Source organism: Bradyrhizobium sp. PMVTL-01, assembly GCF_051861855.1.
Classification (GTDB): Bacteria; Pseudomonadota; Alphaproteobacteria; order Rhizobiales; family Xanthobacteraceae; genus Bradyrhizobium.
Map to the genome: position 1 here is coordinate 3526767 of NZ_CP193982.1, position 13031 is coordinate 3539797.

Sequence of the window (13031 nt, forward strand, 5' to 3'; positions counted from 1 at the left end):
TCGCTGCTCCCCTTCGTGATCGGCTTTCTAGCCATCATGAAATACGGAATGGGGTGGTGAATGATGAACGCACTCTCGATCATGACTGATCTAGTTTGGATGGGGAATATTCTCCTCCCCAGATGGTTCGTTTTTGCCGCAATCGGTTTGATGGCCCTTGTGTCGGGCTTCGCAATCGCCTTCTTCAGAGAGACGTCTGCGCTTTTGTTCTTTCTTGGGTGCGCAATCTTTGTGACGTCGCCCGCATGGTTAGCTGCGATTTATGTCCTGACCCATCAACCTGCGCGGCCAACGCCGGATCAGCTTTACGGCTGCACGGTCGCGCAGCAAGCACAAAACGGAGAATGCAAATGACCGGGAAAAGTTGGTCAGCTGGGAGCGCGAGAGAGACCTATCTGCGCAAGATCGGCGACGGACAATTCGAGTACGGCTTCGTCCAGCGCTTCAAGAACTTCCGGAAGCGCCCCAATAAATACTGTCCCGCGGGGGTCGAAGGCTCCGTCGCCGCAGCCGAGGCCAAGCGCAGCGCATTGGAGACCGGCTCATGATCGCGACCTACGTACCTTGGCTCCTATCGGCGATCACAATCTGGATGACGCTTCTCGCCGGCAACAAGCATCCGAAGGCTTGGCTGATCGGTCTTGGCAATCAGGCCCTATGGCTGCTCTGGATTTGCGTTGTCGGCGCCTGGGGCTTACTGCCCATGAACATCGCCCTGTGGGTCGTCTACGGGAGAAACCATTGGAAATGGAGCCAGCCATGACCGAGCGTTGGAAGCCTGAGAACGCGTTTGAATTGACGCCGTTCATGGTCAAGCTTTTAAGGCGAGCATGGAGCAACGGCTGCGTTCCGCTCGCCGACGACATGGCGTTTCGCCACGCTGAAATGGCGGCGATGCGAGAGATGGCCAAACACGGGTTCGTTCGGTCTGCTGAAATGGATCGAGCGATACCGGGGCCGCCGCAGCCACCCGGCTGGGTGATAACCGATAAGGGCCGCGAAGCAGCCTACCCACTCTCGCCTCCTGAACCGCAGGGAGTGCAGAAGCCTCTGTCTGACCCTGTGGGAACATTTGCCTGTGATATTTGTGGTTATAGTGAACCGCACGGGCACGATCTCAAGGAACTCGAGATCGAGCGCTATGCCCGTCCTACCTTCGAAGCCGCTATCGTTAAATGGCTTGATACATACGTTCCCACTGAACGGCGCTGGCGCGGCGAAATGCTCGGCATAGTCGGTTGGAAACTCAAGCCAGCACGCAATCCGGGACAAGATAGCCCGAACTATACGGACCAGTGGATTGAGGCATTGTGGTCCTTGTGGCTTGGGGCGTGGGTCGCAAAGCAGAGTTGGCATACGGCGTTCGACAGCTCCGCCAATGAACCGCAGCGATCTGCCGACACGGCACAAGAAGTGATGGAAAAGGCGCGAGCCTACATCGAATATTCGCTCGACACCCACGGCAACGACATTGCCGGCAACGGAATGGCCGCACTCAATGCACTAGACCGAGCGCTCAGCGGCGCTCAACCGCGGCCGTCTGCCGCAACCGTGCAAGTTCGTCCGCTCGAATGGGCTGAGGGGAAGGGCGAGCTAAAGGGTCAACTCGTATGGAGTTCTGGCGATCCATGGGTGTTTTGGATCGTAAAGAACCTGAACGAGAAATACATTTGGTGCGAGAACTTCAACATTGAAGGGTTTTGCCCATGCTCGCCCGTGCGCGGTTCGTTCGATACGCTGGACGAGGCCAAGGCGGCGGCGCAAGCCGACTATGACGAGCGCATCAGAGCGGCTGTCATCCTCAATGAACCGCAGCCAACGCCAGTGATCAAGTTGGCAAACAAATGGCGCACCCAAGCCCGGCAGCACGATGAAGCAGCCGACGAGTGCTTCGATCGCGGCGACGATGACGAAGGCGACGTGAACCATGTGGAGGCGACGTCGCTCCGCAGGTGCGCCGACGAGCTTGCCGCTCTCACTGGAGCGAGCAAGCCATGACGGTCACCGAAATGTGGAAGCCGATCGCATCTCTTTCGACAGAAGATGAAAAGGACGCTGAACTCCGCATGCCGGGCGGGAACATCGAAATCGGGCACTTCTCGCCCGTGCAAAGGCGTTGGCAAATCCGCACCGGAAGCTACACCCGCGAGCACGAACAGCAGCCGGGCGTGATGGTTCGCGGGACGGTCTACAAACTACTGGAAGGTGTCTACCCGACCCACTGGCGACCGCTCTCATCCTCAATGACGCGCCCAAACCGCGCCTCGGAGCCCGGCTCCTGATGGTCGCCTATTCTTACAAGAAGTTGCAGCATGAGCTGGACGAAGCCGAGCAAAAGGCATGGGATTCGTTGCGGCGTTACAACTTTCAGATGTTTGGCTATTGGGCGGCAATATGGGTCTACATCAATCGGATTGGTGAATTCAAGCGGCCTAATCCTTGGGTCGATGTTGTGCGCCTGGCTCGATCGCGGGGCACGGACGCATGAAGCCGCCGGCCAAATCCACGCTCTTCCGGATGCAGCAGACCGCCCAGATCGCGGCTGAGACCATCGAGATCGCCCAGGACGCGCGCCTGCGGGCCGGCGAACTCAAGCAGCCAATGCCAGAGCAGGTCAGGAAGCGCGACGACTTCGTCGGCATGGTCCGCCTGATTGACGCCATCCTGTCCGACAAGGTCATCATCGATCGCCTGAGGGAGCGGATGACTGCGCAGACGCTTCTTGCGACCGACACCGACGTCGAAACGTGCGAGGCCAAGTGATGGCGCGCATCACCGACGACGAGCTCGATGACATCCGCGCCCGCAACCCGATCTCGGACATCGCCTCCGGCTATACCAAACTGCGCCGCGCCGGCGGGAAGCTAGTCGGCCCGTGCCCGATCTGCGGCGGCCGCGTCAGCTCGCAGCGTTTTGAGGTGATCGAGAAGGACCAGAGCTGGGTCTGCGCGGTGTGCCCAGACGGGGGCGACGTCATCCGCCTGGTCGAGAAGGTCGAAGGCTGCGACTTCCGCGCCGCGATCGAAAAGCTTGGCGGCCGTACCGCGATCGACGCAGCGCGCGCCAAGGAACTGTTCGAGGAGCGCGAGCGCAAGCGCCTGGCGCGGGAAAAGACCTCGGCCGACTATCGCGAGGCCGAGCGCAAGCGGCTTCATCGGACATGGAAGCAGACCCAGCCGATCCACGACACGATAGCTGCCCGTTACCTGGAGGGGCGGGGACTTCAGCTGCCGGAGCGATGCCCGGGCCTTCGCTTCGCGCCGGCGATGCCGTATTGGCATGGCGAGAACATCGACGACCACGGCCGCAAGGCGGGCCCTCGCAAGATCCACGAAGGCCCGGCGATGGTAGGTGCCTTCATCCGGCCGGACGGGAGATTTGGCGGGCTGCACCTGACCTGGCTCAACGTCATTACGTCACCTGATGAAGTAACGCCGGCGGCGCCGGTAAAGGCCGAGATCCTCGACCCCGATTCAGGCGAGGTCCTCAATTCCAAGAAAATGCGCGGATCCAAGACGGGCGCCTATATCGCGATTCAGATGCACGAGGCGCCACTGCGCCTGGTGATCGGCGAGGGGATCGAGACCGTGCTCTCGGTCTGGACGGCGATGTATCAGGCGGGCCGGTCGCTCGACGACATGGCCTTCTGGGCCGCCGGCGACCTCGGCAATCTCGCCGGCCGGGCGAACAAGACCGTCAACCACCCGACCTTGAAGCGGCCGGACGGCAAGCCGCAGAAGGTGCCGGATCGCTTCCCGGATCTCGATGATCCCGGCCTCTCGATCCCGGATTCCGTCCAGGAGCTCATCCTGCTCGGCGACGGCGACAGCGAGAAGGTGCTGACCGAGAACGCCATGGAACGCGCCGCGCGCCGCTACGCGCGGGCAGGGCGCGTGATCCGGATCGCGTTTGCGCCGGCGGGACTGGATTTTAACGATCTTCTGAGGGCTGTGTGAACCGCACTGAACATCTGTCCGATCGTGTCACGCTTTACCTTGCTGATGCGCGTGAAGCGCTTCGGGAGATTCCCAATATCGGCGATATCGTTAGCGATCCGCCTTATGGCATTTCGTACATGCCTGGAAGCGGGGGAAGGTTCACTGCGCGCGGCGGCACAACGGTAAAACGAACTTGGGAAAATCGCCGCGGCAACGTCGTGAAGGGCGACGACGTGGCATTCGACCCGACGTTTCTGCTCACTTGCCCGGCTAGACATCGAATCCTTTGGGGCGCCAACAATTACGCGAGCCGATTACCCGATAGGCAGGGATGGTTGTTCTGGGACAAATACTGCGCACCGAGTAAGCTGACGTTCGCAGAAGGCGAGATGGCATGGACGGATCTTCCAATCACTGCCAAGGCGTTTCGGCACCTCTGGAACGGCGTGTGTAAGGCGAGCGAGACGGGACAGGCGAGACTGCACCCTACGCAGAAGCCAATCGCCCTGATGGCATGGTGTATCAGTCTCTTGCCCCCTTCTGAAAAAGCTGTCGTCGATCCGTTTATGGGATGTGGCACGACCGGTCTGGCAGCGGTGGATGCTGATCGACCTTTTGTCGGCATTGAGCTCGAGCAGAAGTATTTTGACCTAGCGTGCCGGCGCATTGCTGGTCGCCTGAAGCAGGCGAGGCTGGCTCTATGACCATCGAAGCCGTCCTCGACATGGTCGACAACGCCCCCGCGTTCGTCGACGTCGACCCCGCAACCCTCGCCCAGGCCGAGCGCAAGTTCGGAAATGAGCAGATGAGCGCCGGACTGACGCGACTGCGGGTGACCGAGGGCGACGATCGTCTGCCGGCGTTGTCTGCACTCGCCGAGCAGCTCGGGGAACTGGCGGCAGCCGGCGCGATCGCCGAACCGCTCGCCAAGGCCTCACTCGACGCCGTTGCGGTCGATATCGGTCTGATCCGTGACCTTGGCGCGAAGCCCATCAAGAGCGCGATCGCCGCCGGCCTCAAGCTCGGCAAAAAGACTCCCGCGGATCTATCGGAGGTGCGACGCGCCGCTTCAGCGGCGCTTGGAGCACCTCACATCAATGGGCGCCCGCGAGAGGCGGGCGACCGAACGACCCTCCCTGCCGATTTACCTCCGGAGCAGCACCAGCATCCGCCATCTTCCCAGGCCGCGTCGCTGCCGTCGTCGCCGGCCGCCCCCGCGCCCCCCGCAGAGGGCAACGAGTTTACAAGCTCCCAAACGGGAGAATCGCCGGAAGCTCCTGCATCAGCGGGGAGCGGGGGAGGCGATGAGGCGCCGCCAGAGGATCGAGATGCGCTCAACATGCGGCTGGCATTCTTTCCTCTGACTGATCTCGGCAATGCAGAGCGGTTTCGCGAGCGGCAACGCGGCAAGCTGCTCTTCAATACGGCGCTCGCCACGACGTCGCCTGGGCGGCAGCGGGGCTGGCTCGCATGGGATAAAAGGCGCTGGTCGAGCGAGAGCGGCGCTGAGCGGGTGATGATTGCTGAACACGAAACCGTCCGCGCCATCCAGCTGGAAGCCGACTGCGTGGCTGATAGCGGTCGGCGCGACGTCGCTGAGCCTAAGGAAGGCGCCTGCGACTTCGTGGTTGAGGTCAAGCGCGACGATAGCGTCGTGCTCTACTCCGAAAAGCTCGCAAAATGGGGGCGGACGTCCGAATCCGCGCAAAAGCTAGGCGCGCTGTCAAAGAGAGGCGCGCCATATCTTTCGGTCGGTTATGGCCAGCTCGATGCCGACCGCATGAAGATCAACGTCAACAACGGCACGCTCGTGGTCCGCAAGTGTGAAGAAGGCGACTACGTCCAGTTCACTCCGCACAATCCGGCCGACATGATCACAAAGGTATCGCCGGTCGATTATGATCCGTCGGCGACCGCACCAGAATTCGATAAGTTCCTGGCGCGAGTCCAGCCGAAGGCCGAGATGCGTTTATTCCTGCAACAGTGGTTCGGGCTCTCGCTCACCGGCGATACATCAGCGCACAAGCTCGCGTTTCTGTATGGCAAGGGCCGCAACGGCAAATCCGTGCTGGTCAACGCCGTCTCGTACGTCGCCGGCGACTACGCGCAGAGCGTCCCGATCGAGAGTTTTCTTGACGCAGGCAAGCCTCGCAACGGCGGCCAGGCGACGCCCGACCTCGCGAAGTTGCCGGGCGTTCGCTTGCTGCGCACGTCAGAGCCGGAGAAGAACGCCAGACTTGCTGAGGCGCTGATCAAACTCGTCACCGGCGGTGAGCCGATGGATGCGCGGCACCTGCAGGGTGACATGTTCACTTTCCTGCCCGAGTTCAAACTGACCATCCAGGGGAACTACAAGCCCGTGCTGTCGGGCACGGATGAGGGCATCAAGAGCCGGCTATTGCTGGTCCCATTCAGCGTCACCATCCCCAAGGAAGAGCGCGACATAAAGCTGGTTGACAAGCTCAAGGCCGAGGCGAGCGGCATCTTGAACTGGATGCTGGATGGGCTGCGGTCCTGGCTCGATAACGGCCTGACCGAACCGCAAGAGGTCACCGAGGCTACGGCGAAATACTTCGCGACATCGGACGTGCTCGGCCGCTTTCTTGAACACTGCACGGTCCGTGAGGCTGGATCTCGCGTGCAATCCTCCGTGCTTTATCAGGTCTATGAAGCCTGGTGCAAATCGTCGGGAGAGACGCCCTGGAAAAATCGGGGCTTCTCGTTGGCGTTGGATGAGCGCGGAGGATACGAGCGGAAGCAAAGCGACGTCATGTGGTGGCTCGATCTCAAGCTGATCAAGAGTGTCAATGACTTCGTCGATGCTCAGGGCAACCCAATTCGCGTGTCCACCGGTGATGATGGGAATGAAAGCGCGGGCGATGTCGAGATCTGATCCTCCCATCCTCCCGAAATGGGAAGAATCGATTCGGTCTTAAGATGTTGGATTTATTGAAGATGGGAGGTTGCGGGTAAATCGGGAGCTTCTCCACGCATACACATGCGCGGGCGTGCGCGCGCGTAGGGCGCGCCAAAGGCGACAACTAATATCTCTATGTATGCGTAGAGATACTCCCAATCCTCCCATCCTCCCAAAATGAAAGTGAAAACCTCATGACACCAATAACTTGAAGAGCGCCGGGAGGATTGATGGGTGCTCTGGGCAAGCTCCCGATCATCCTCCCGGAGAAACTGTACCCGATTGGTACAGTTTCTCGCGGACTGACGGCCAACAAATCGAGGTGGAAAATCGAGATGTTGGAGCTATCGAATGAAGCCGATCGCCGAGGCGTTCGAATACCTGTCGCCGGAGGTGCGTGCGGAACTGCTGCGGCCCGTCCAGACCTATGATCCGAGAAACGCGGAGATCGTCGAGGGAGCTAAACCACGCTGGCATCTGGTCGAGGCATACGAGCCTGCGCAGCGCGATGTGCAGAAGGTCTTGATCGAGCGCCGTTTCGGAATCTTCGTACCCGAAAGTGAGATCGTCGAGGTGAGGCGCGGTCGCAAGGTTACGCGGCGGAGACTGATTTTCCCGGGCTATATTTTCGTGTTCGTCTGGGACATCGACCGGCATTGGTCGCGGATCGCAGAGATCCCGGGAGTGTCGCAGATCATGGCATCGAAGCCCGATATGGCCCTGTTACAACTCTGCGGACAGACGGTTGACGAAATTGCTGTGGGGATTGGGGTGTCTCGTGAGCGGGCGGCCTTGCTACAGCGGCATGCTCAATTGGCTGCACGAGGGCGCGCAATCGTTGTCAGCGATGACCTAATCGACCAAATTCGGGCAGTCGAGAACGCGGAGTGCCGGCCGCCAGCGAAGAAGCGCACGCGCGGCAAGCGGCAACAGCAGGACGATGAGGTCGTCGCAACATACTCGTGGTCTGCGTTTCCAGACCGGCTACTAGATCTTGACTCTGAGAAGCGGAATCAGACATTGCGGAAAGCCTTGGGCCTCTCCTAGTACCTGCCGGCAACGGAGGTGTGGAACGGAGATGGCGGATGAAGCGCGAAATGCTCGGTAAAACCGGGATAGCGTGGGAAAAGCGAAGCTATGCCCGGCCGAAAATATCCATCAGAAAATAAGGAAAAATTGGCATTGCGTCGAGAGGAGCGGCGCGCGGCGGCACAATCGCAGTTGGAGCGTCTTGTCGGCGTCAATGATCGCAGCCACAGCCACCTCCGCAAGCTGGCGATGCTGATGATGGATGTAGCGAATGACCCAGTTGCTGGTTCGAAGAACGGAACAAGCTGGAAACGAAGTCGCCGCAGAGGATGATTAGATCATAAACGATCGCTGGAGCGGACAGCTGGCAATCTACCTGAAGCCCCGAGGCGGAAACGCCCGGGGCTTCTGTGTTTGCATAGGTTGTGCAGCGAAGTCGCTTTCTCGGCACGTGAGGGCAACAGGCGCCGGCCACAGCAATGTGGTCGGCGTTTCTATTTGCATAGGTTGTGCGGCATCCGGTTAGCCCTGTTGTCGCTGCCCTTCATGGGCGTGCGTTTCCTCCCTACGACTGGCCCGCCGGTGCAAACCGTGCGGGCCGTTCTTTTGTGTGGGGTAGGAGCAGTTCGGTCCTGTCCCCACAACCATCATTACAACCACGACCAGGAGTACGATCAGTGTTTACCATCAAGCTTTACGGCCACGATGGCCGACGGATCATCCGATCGGCTAACAGTTTCACCATCCTCGTAGACGACATGCGCGGCTTCTATGAGGTCACGTTGCATAGCGAGAGCGAGGGCGACTGTCGGTTCGACATAGGCGCGGCGCGTGACCTGCCCCCCGGCTCACGTCCAGACGATTTGCCGCCGCTGATGGGGCATGCCTACATCGTGAACGATAAGGGCAGAACGATTGAGACCTTGTCGAGCGGCAGCCCAAAGGGACAGGCCTAACTCGCTTCGCGTCTCTTCCCTGACTTCGGGCCGCTTGTTCAGTCGAGCGGCCTGATCTTTCGACGGTGACATATGGCAGGGATCAGGACGTTGGCGCCGCTGGTACCACGGTCGAGCGGCTTCACGGTTAGGCCCGAACCCAAGACGGTTGACCCGCACTACCTGACCGATGCGCACAGGGCTTGGCGTGATCAGGTCATTCGCAATGCGAGCGGTCGTTGTCAGTGGGTTGAGAATGGCCAGCGCTGCACGAAGGCAGCGCCAGGGCATCGCATGTTCGCCGATCATATCGTGGAGCGCCGTGACGGTGGCGCGCCGCTCGACCCGGCAAACGGCCAGTGCTTATGCGGAAGGCACCACTCGCTGAAGACCGCCGCCGCGCGGAGGAACCGCGCCTACCCGGGGGGTGGGTAAATCCCTGCCACCCGGGGCGCGGCTACCGCATGGGGGCTCATTCAGAGGTTTTTTTCTCGTGGACCAGATTTTCGACCTGTTCGGCGATCCTGTGCCGGCCAACTGGGGACAGCGTGGCCGCCCAGAGCACGTCGCATCTCAGCAAAATCGGAATCGTGTCAGCATGTTAGTCGCGGCGGGCTGGAGCAATTCCAGGATCGCGGCGACGATGTTCATCACCCAGCCGACCTTGCGGAAGCATTATTTTTCAGAGCTGAAATTTCGCGACGTCGCTCGCGACCGGCTGAACGCCAACCTGCTGACCAAGCTCTGGGAACTGTTCATGGCCGGCAACGTCGCCGCCGGCCGCGAGTTCCGCGATGTGCTGAAAGAGAACGACCTGATGCTGTTTGGCCAGACCTCGCAGCCGCAGAAGTCCGACAAGCCGGCCAAGCTTGGCAAGAAGGAAGCGGCGCTCGCCGCGGCACAGACTCCTGACACCGGCTCAACGCTCGGCGAGCTCATGGCGAAGCGTCAAGGCGACGGCCGTCCGAACTGATGTGGGACCTCAGCTGCCCTGACTGGGAGGATCGCATCCGCGCGGGGCGGGCGCCGATCCCCGATCTGCCACTGAACCAGGCGGAAGCCGATCTTGGGCTCGCTATGTTCGACGAGCTGCGGCTGCCCGACGTGCCTGGCCTGCCGCGTATGAAGGAAGCCTGCGGCCCATGGTTTCGCGATATCGTGCGCATCGCGTTCGGGTCGTGGTTTCCCGAACAGCAGCTGCGCTACATCCGCGATATCATGATGCTGCTGCCGAAGGGGCAGTCGAAGACAACTTATGTGGCGGGCCTGCTGATCGCGCTGCTGCTGATGAACCGGCGCCCCCGCGCGGAAGGGCTGTTCATCGGCCCGACGCAGGCGATCGCCGAGAATGCCTACGACAAGGCCGTCGGGATGATCGAGGCTTCGCAGGATCTAAAGCGCCGCTTTCGGACGCGTGATCACATCAAGACGATCGAGGACTTGGCCAACCACACAGAACTGAAGATCAAGACGTTCGACGTCAACATTCTGACCGGAACGATATTAATCTTCGCGGTGCTCGAGGAGCTTCACCTGCTCGGTCGGAACGCGCATGCGCCCAAGGTGCTGCGGCAGATCCGCGGCGGACTGGAGAAGACGCCGGAAGGCCTTCTCCTGATGCCGACCACGATGCCGGACGATATTCCCGCGGGCGCGTTCAAGGACGAGCTGATCAACGGCCGTAAGATCAGAGCCGGCGACTTCCGCGGCAAGGTGCACCGCGCCCTGCTGCCCGCGTTCTGGGAATTTCCGCCGAGCATCGCGTGCGACAAGGACAAGTGGCAGGACTCGGCGAGTTGGCCGATGGTCATGCCGAACCTCGGGCGATCGGTGCACCTCAGCAGTCTCGAGGCTGACTGGGAAACCGAGCGGTCGAAGGGCGAACATGCCATTCGGATCTGGGCTAGCCAGCATCTCAACATCGAGATGGGCGTCGGCATGACTGTCGATGGATGGTCTGGCGCCGCATACTGGGCCCAAGGCGAGGACGAGACCATCACGCTCGAAGGCATCATCGATAGTTGCGACGTGATCATCGTGTCCCTCGACGGCGGAGGCCTCGACGACCTCTACGGCGGTAACGTCCTGGGTCGGCACAAGGTCACGCGCGATTGGCTGTCCTGGTCGCATGCCTGGTGTCATGAGGGCGTACTCGAACGCCGGCAATCCATCGCCTCGCGCCTCCTGGACTTCAAGGCCGCCGGCGAACTCACGATCTACCAGACCGCCGGCGACGATATCGAAGGCATCATTGAGCTGATCACGACGATCAAGGACCACGGCCTGCTCGGCGGCGTTGCCGTTGACCCGGCGGGCATCGGCGAAATGGTTGAGGCGCTCGCCGAGATCGACGTCACGGTCGAGAACAAGCTGCTGGTCGGCGCGCCGCAGGGCTTCGGCATGATGAATGCGATCAAGACCGCCGAGCGCAAGCTGCAGAACGGCACGCTCCGCCACGCGAAGTCTGCGTTGATGGACTGGTGCGTCGGCAACGTGAAGATCGAGCCGCTCGCGACTGCGATCCGCGCCACCAAGCAGAATGCGGGCGATGCCAAGATCGACCCATGGGCGGCGCTGATGAACGGTGTGTGGATGATGGCGCGCAATCCTGCCGCTGCCGCCTCGCGCTCCGGGTGGAACACGGACGACATCGACGGCCTGATGGACAAGATCGACGCGGCCGCTGACGCGATGATGATGGGAGACGCCGATAATGGCACGCAGATGGTCCAGGGTGTCGGCAGGCCTGTCTAGGACTGCGTCGGCCGTGCTCCGGCGCGCGCCGCACGTCGTCTTCGACATGGTCGGATTCGCCGGCGCCGGCGCGATCGCCTATGGCGCGTGGCTGATCTACGTGCCGGCCGGGTTTCTTGTCGGTGGCGCGCTGGCCATGGCGCTTTCGGTCCTGATTGGGCGCAAGCTCGAGGCCGCAACGAAATGAGTCTGTTCGGCTCGATCGAGTTTAAGTCAGCTGGTGGAGGCCTGACCTGGGGCCAGATCAACGATCTGTGGGCCACGACGCTCGGCGGTTCTTATCAGTCCAGGTCGGGCCCCGCCGTAAGTTGGCGCACCGCGCTACGCGTGACAGCATTTTTGGCCTGCACCAGGCGCATTGTGGAGGCGGTCTCCACGGTGCCGACCAAGCTGTTCCTGAAGCCGCAAGGCGGCAGCCGAACCGAGGCGTTCGACCATGCGGTCTACGAGCTGCTCGATTCAGAGCCGAACGAGTGGCAAGACCCGCTGCAATTCAAGGAAACGCTTGCAGTCCACTGCGCGGTCACGAACAACGCCTATGCCTTCGTCAACCGCGTGCGCGGCAAGATCGTCGAGCTGATCCCGATCATCCCGACCCATGTTCAGCCGAAGTGGAGGCCCGATCGGACGCCGTACTATTTGGTGACGGCGCCAGATGGCTCGCAGGCCGAATTCACGCCGAGCGAGATCCTGCATATTCGCGGGCTGTCGTGGGACGGCCTCAAGGGGCTCGACGCGGTGCAGCTGCTGCAGGAACCGCTAGGGCTTGCTCTGGCGACTGAGCAGACCCATGCCATGCTGCACGCGCACGGCGCCCGGCCGAGCGGCATCATCTCGGTCGACAAGAGCCTCGACGAGAAGGAGCTGATCCGCCTCGCCGCATGGGTGAAGAAACATTATACCGGCCTCGACAATGTCAGCCGGGTGATGCTGCTCGACAACGACGCCAAGTTCACCCCATTCGACATGAAGGGCGTCGACAGCCAGCACATCGCGCTGCGCAACCACGAGATCGAGAGCATCTGCCATGGCATGGGCGTGCTTCCGATCGTGATCGGGTACCCGGCGGAGATGGCGGCGCGGGCTGCAGCGGAAACGCTGGTCGCGCTGCACCTGGTGCACACCGTGCGCCCCTGGCACCGCCGTTTCGAGCAGGCCTTCAACCGCCAGCTGCTGACGAAGCCGGAACGCAAGCAGGGCTACTACACGAAGTTTATGGATGGCGAGTTCCTGCGCGCCACCGCGAAAGACCGCGCGGCCTACAACAAGGACGCGTTGGGTGGCGGCGCCTCGCCAGGCTGGGCGATGATCGACGAGGTCCGCGGCTGGGATGAGTTGCCGGAACTTCCGAATGGTGCCGGCAAGCACGTTTATGCGCCGCTGAACGCTGGGCCGATCGGCGACGACGGCGTGCCGAAATCAGCGCTCGGTGCGACACCTGCGCCCCCGAAGACCTGA

General features: G+C 61.4%; 17 protein-coding genes. All 17 read left to right on the forward strand.

The annotated features are described in order from the left end of the window. Positions 1-60: 60 nt before the first annotated feature. The 17 genes from ACRQ5Q_RS16835 (at position 61) to ACRQ5Q_RS16915 (ending at position 13031) form a co-directional block, all read left to right on the forward strand. Positions 61-354 (forward strand): hypothetical protein, encoded by a 294-nt coding sequence (locus tag ACRQ5Q_RS16835; RefSeq protein ID WP_439399030.1) that lies wholly within the window; start codon positions 61-63, stop codon positions 352-354. Next, entirely contained in the window at positions 351-548 is a 198-nt protein-coding gene (locus ACRQ5Q_RS16840) for a hypothetical protein (RefSeq protein WP_439399032.1), read from the forward strand. The genes ACRQ5Q_RS16835 and ACRQ5Q_RS16840 overlap by 4 nt, the downstream gene beginning before the upstream one ends. Beyond that, positions 545-763, forward strand: a complete 219-nt coding sequence (locus tag ACRQ5Q_RS16845; protein WP_439399034.1) for a hypothetical protein — start codon at positions 545-547, stop codon at positions 761-763. Before ACRQ5Q_RS16840 ends, ACRQ5Q_RS16845 begins: the two co-directional genes overlap by 4 nt. Beyond that, positions 760-1998 carry a hypothetical protein gene (locus ACRQ5Q_RS16850; protein WP_439399035.1) on the forward strand — a complete coding sequence of 413 codons (1239 nt, stop codon included), beginning with the start codon at positions 760-762 and terminating at the stop codon, positions 1996-1998. The genes ACRQ5Q_RS16845 and ACRQ5Q_RS16850 overlap by 4 nt, the downstream gene beginning before the upstream one ends. Next, positions 1995-2282: a hypothetical protein gene (locus ACRQ5Q_RS16855; RefSeq protein ID WP_439399037.1), complete on the forward strand. Its 288-nt coding sequence runs from the start codon at positions 1995-1997 to the stop codon at positions 2280-2282. The genes ACRQ5Q_RS16850 and ACRQ5Q_RS16855 overlap by 4 nt, the downstream gene beginning before the upstream one ends. After that, positions 2282-2488 carry a hypothetical protein gene (locus ACRQ5Q_RS16860; protein ID WP_439399039.1) on the forward strand — a complete coding sequence of 69 codons (207 nt, stop codon included), beginning with the start codon at positions 2282-2284 and terminating at the stop codon, positions 2486-2488. Before ACRQ5Q_RS16855 ends, ACRQ5Q_RS16860 begins: the two co-directional genes overlap by 1 nt. Then, positions 2485-2763 carry a hypothetical protein gene (locus ACRQ5Q_RS16865; RefSeq protein WP_439399041.1) on the forward strand — a complete coding sequence of 93 codons (279 nt, stop codon included), beginning with the start codon at positions 2485-2487 and terminating at the stop codon, positions 2761-2763. The genes ACRQ5Q_RS16860 and ACRQ5Q_RS16865 overlap by 4 nt, the downstream gene beginning before the upstream one ends. Then, entirely contained in the window at positions 2763-3956 is a 1194-nt protein-coding gene (locus ACRQ5Q_RS16870; RefSeq protein WP_439399043.1) for a DUF7146 domain-containing protein, read from the forward strand. Before ACRQ5Q_RS16865 ends, ACRQ5Q_RS16870 begins: the two co-directional genes overlap by 1 nt. After that, positions 3953-4642, forward strand: a complete 690-nt coding sequence (locus ACRQ5Q_RS16875) for a DNA methyltransferase (RefSeq protein WP_439399044.1) — start codon at positions 3953-3955, stop codon at positions 4640-4642. Before ACRQ5Q_RS16870 ends, ACRQ5Q_RS16875 begins: the two co-directional genes overlap by 4 nt. Further along, the gene (locus ACRQ5Q_RS16880) at positions 4639-6831 is read left to right on the forward strand and encodes a phage/plasmid primase, P4 family (RefSeq protein WP_439399046.1); all 2193 of its coding nucleotides are present in this window, start codon (positions 4639-4641) and stop codon (positions 6829-6831) included. Before ACRQ5Q_RS16875 ends, ACRQ5Q_RS16880 begins: the two co-directional genes overlap by 4 nt. Positions 6832-7206: 375 nt before the next feature. Beyond that, positions 7207-7902, forward strand: a complete 696-nt coding sequence (locus ACRQ5Q_RS16885; protein WP_439399048.1) for a transcription termination/antitermination NusG family protein — start codon at positions 7207-7209, stop codon at positions 7900-7902. Positions 7903-7992: 90 nt separating this feature from the next. Then, positions 7993-8217, forward strand: coding sequence for a hypothetical protein (locus ACRQ5Q_RS16890; RefSeq protein ID WP_439399050.1), 225 nt, complete (start codon positions 7993-7995; stop codon positions 8215-8217). Positions 8218-8561: 344 nt separating this feature from the next. Next, positions 8562-8840: a hypothetical protein gene (locus ACRQ5Q_RS16895; protein WP_439399052.1), complete on the forward strand. Its 279-nt coding sequence runs from the start codon at positions 8562-8564 to the stop codon at positions 8838-8840. Positions 8841-9417: 577 nt separating this feature from the next. After that, positions 9418-9792, forward strand: a complete 375-nt coding sequence (locus ACRQ5Q_RS16900) for a hypothetical protein (RefSeq protein ID WP_439399054.1) — start codon at positions 9418-9420, stop codon at positions 9790-9792. Continuing rightward, the gene (locus ACRQ5Q_RS16905) at positions 9792-11573 is read left to right on the forward strand and encodes a terminase TerL endonuclease subunit (RefSeq protein WP_439399056.1); all 1782 of its coding nucleotides are present in this window, start codon (positions 9792-9794) and stop codon (positions 11571-11573) included. Before ACRQ5Q_RS16900 ends, ACRQ5Q_RS16905 begins: the two co-directional genes overlap by 1 nt. Positions 11574-11586: 13 nt before the next feature. Then, positions 11587-11760: a hypothetical protein gene (locus ACRQ5Q_RS16910; protein ID WP_439399058.1), complete on the forward strand. Its 174-nt coding sequence runs from the start codon at positions 11587-11589 to the stop codon at positions 11758-11760. Beyond that, on the forward strand, positions 11757-13031 hold the full coding sequence (locus ACRQ5Q_RS16915) for a phage portal protein (protein WP_439399059.1): 1275 nt from the start codon (positions 11757-11759) through the stop codon (positions 13029-13031). Before ACRQ5Q_RS16910 ends, ACRQ5Q_RS16915 begins: the two co-directional genes overlap by 4 nt.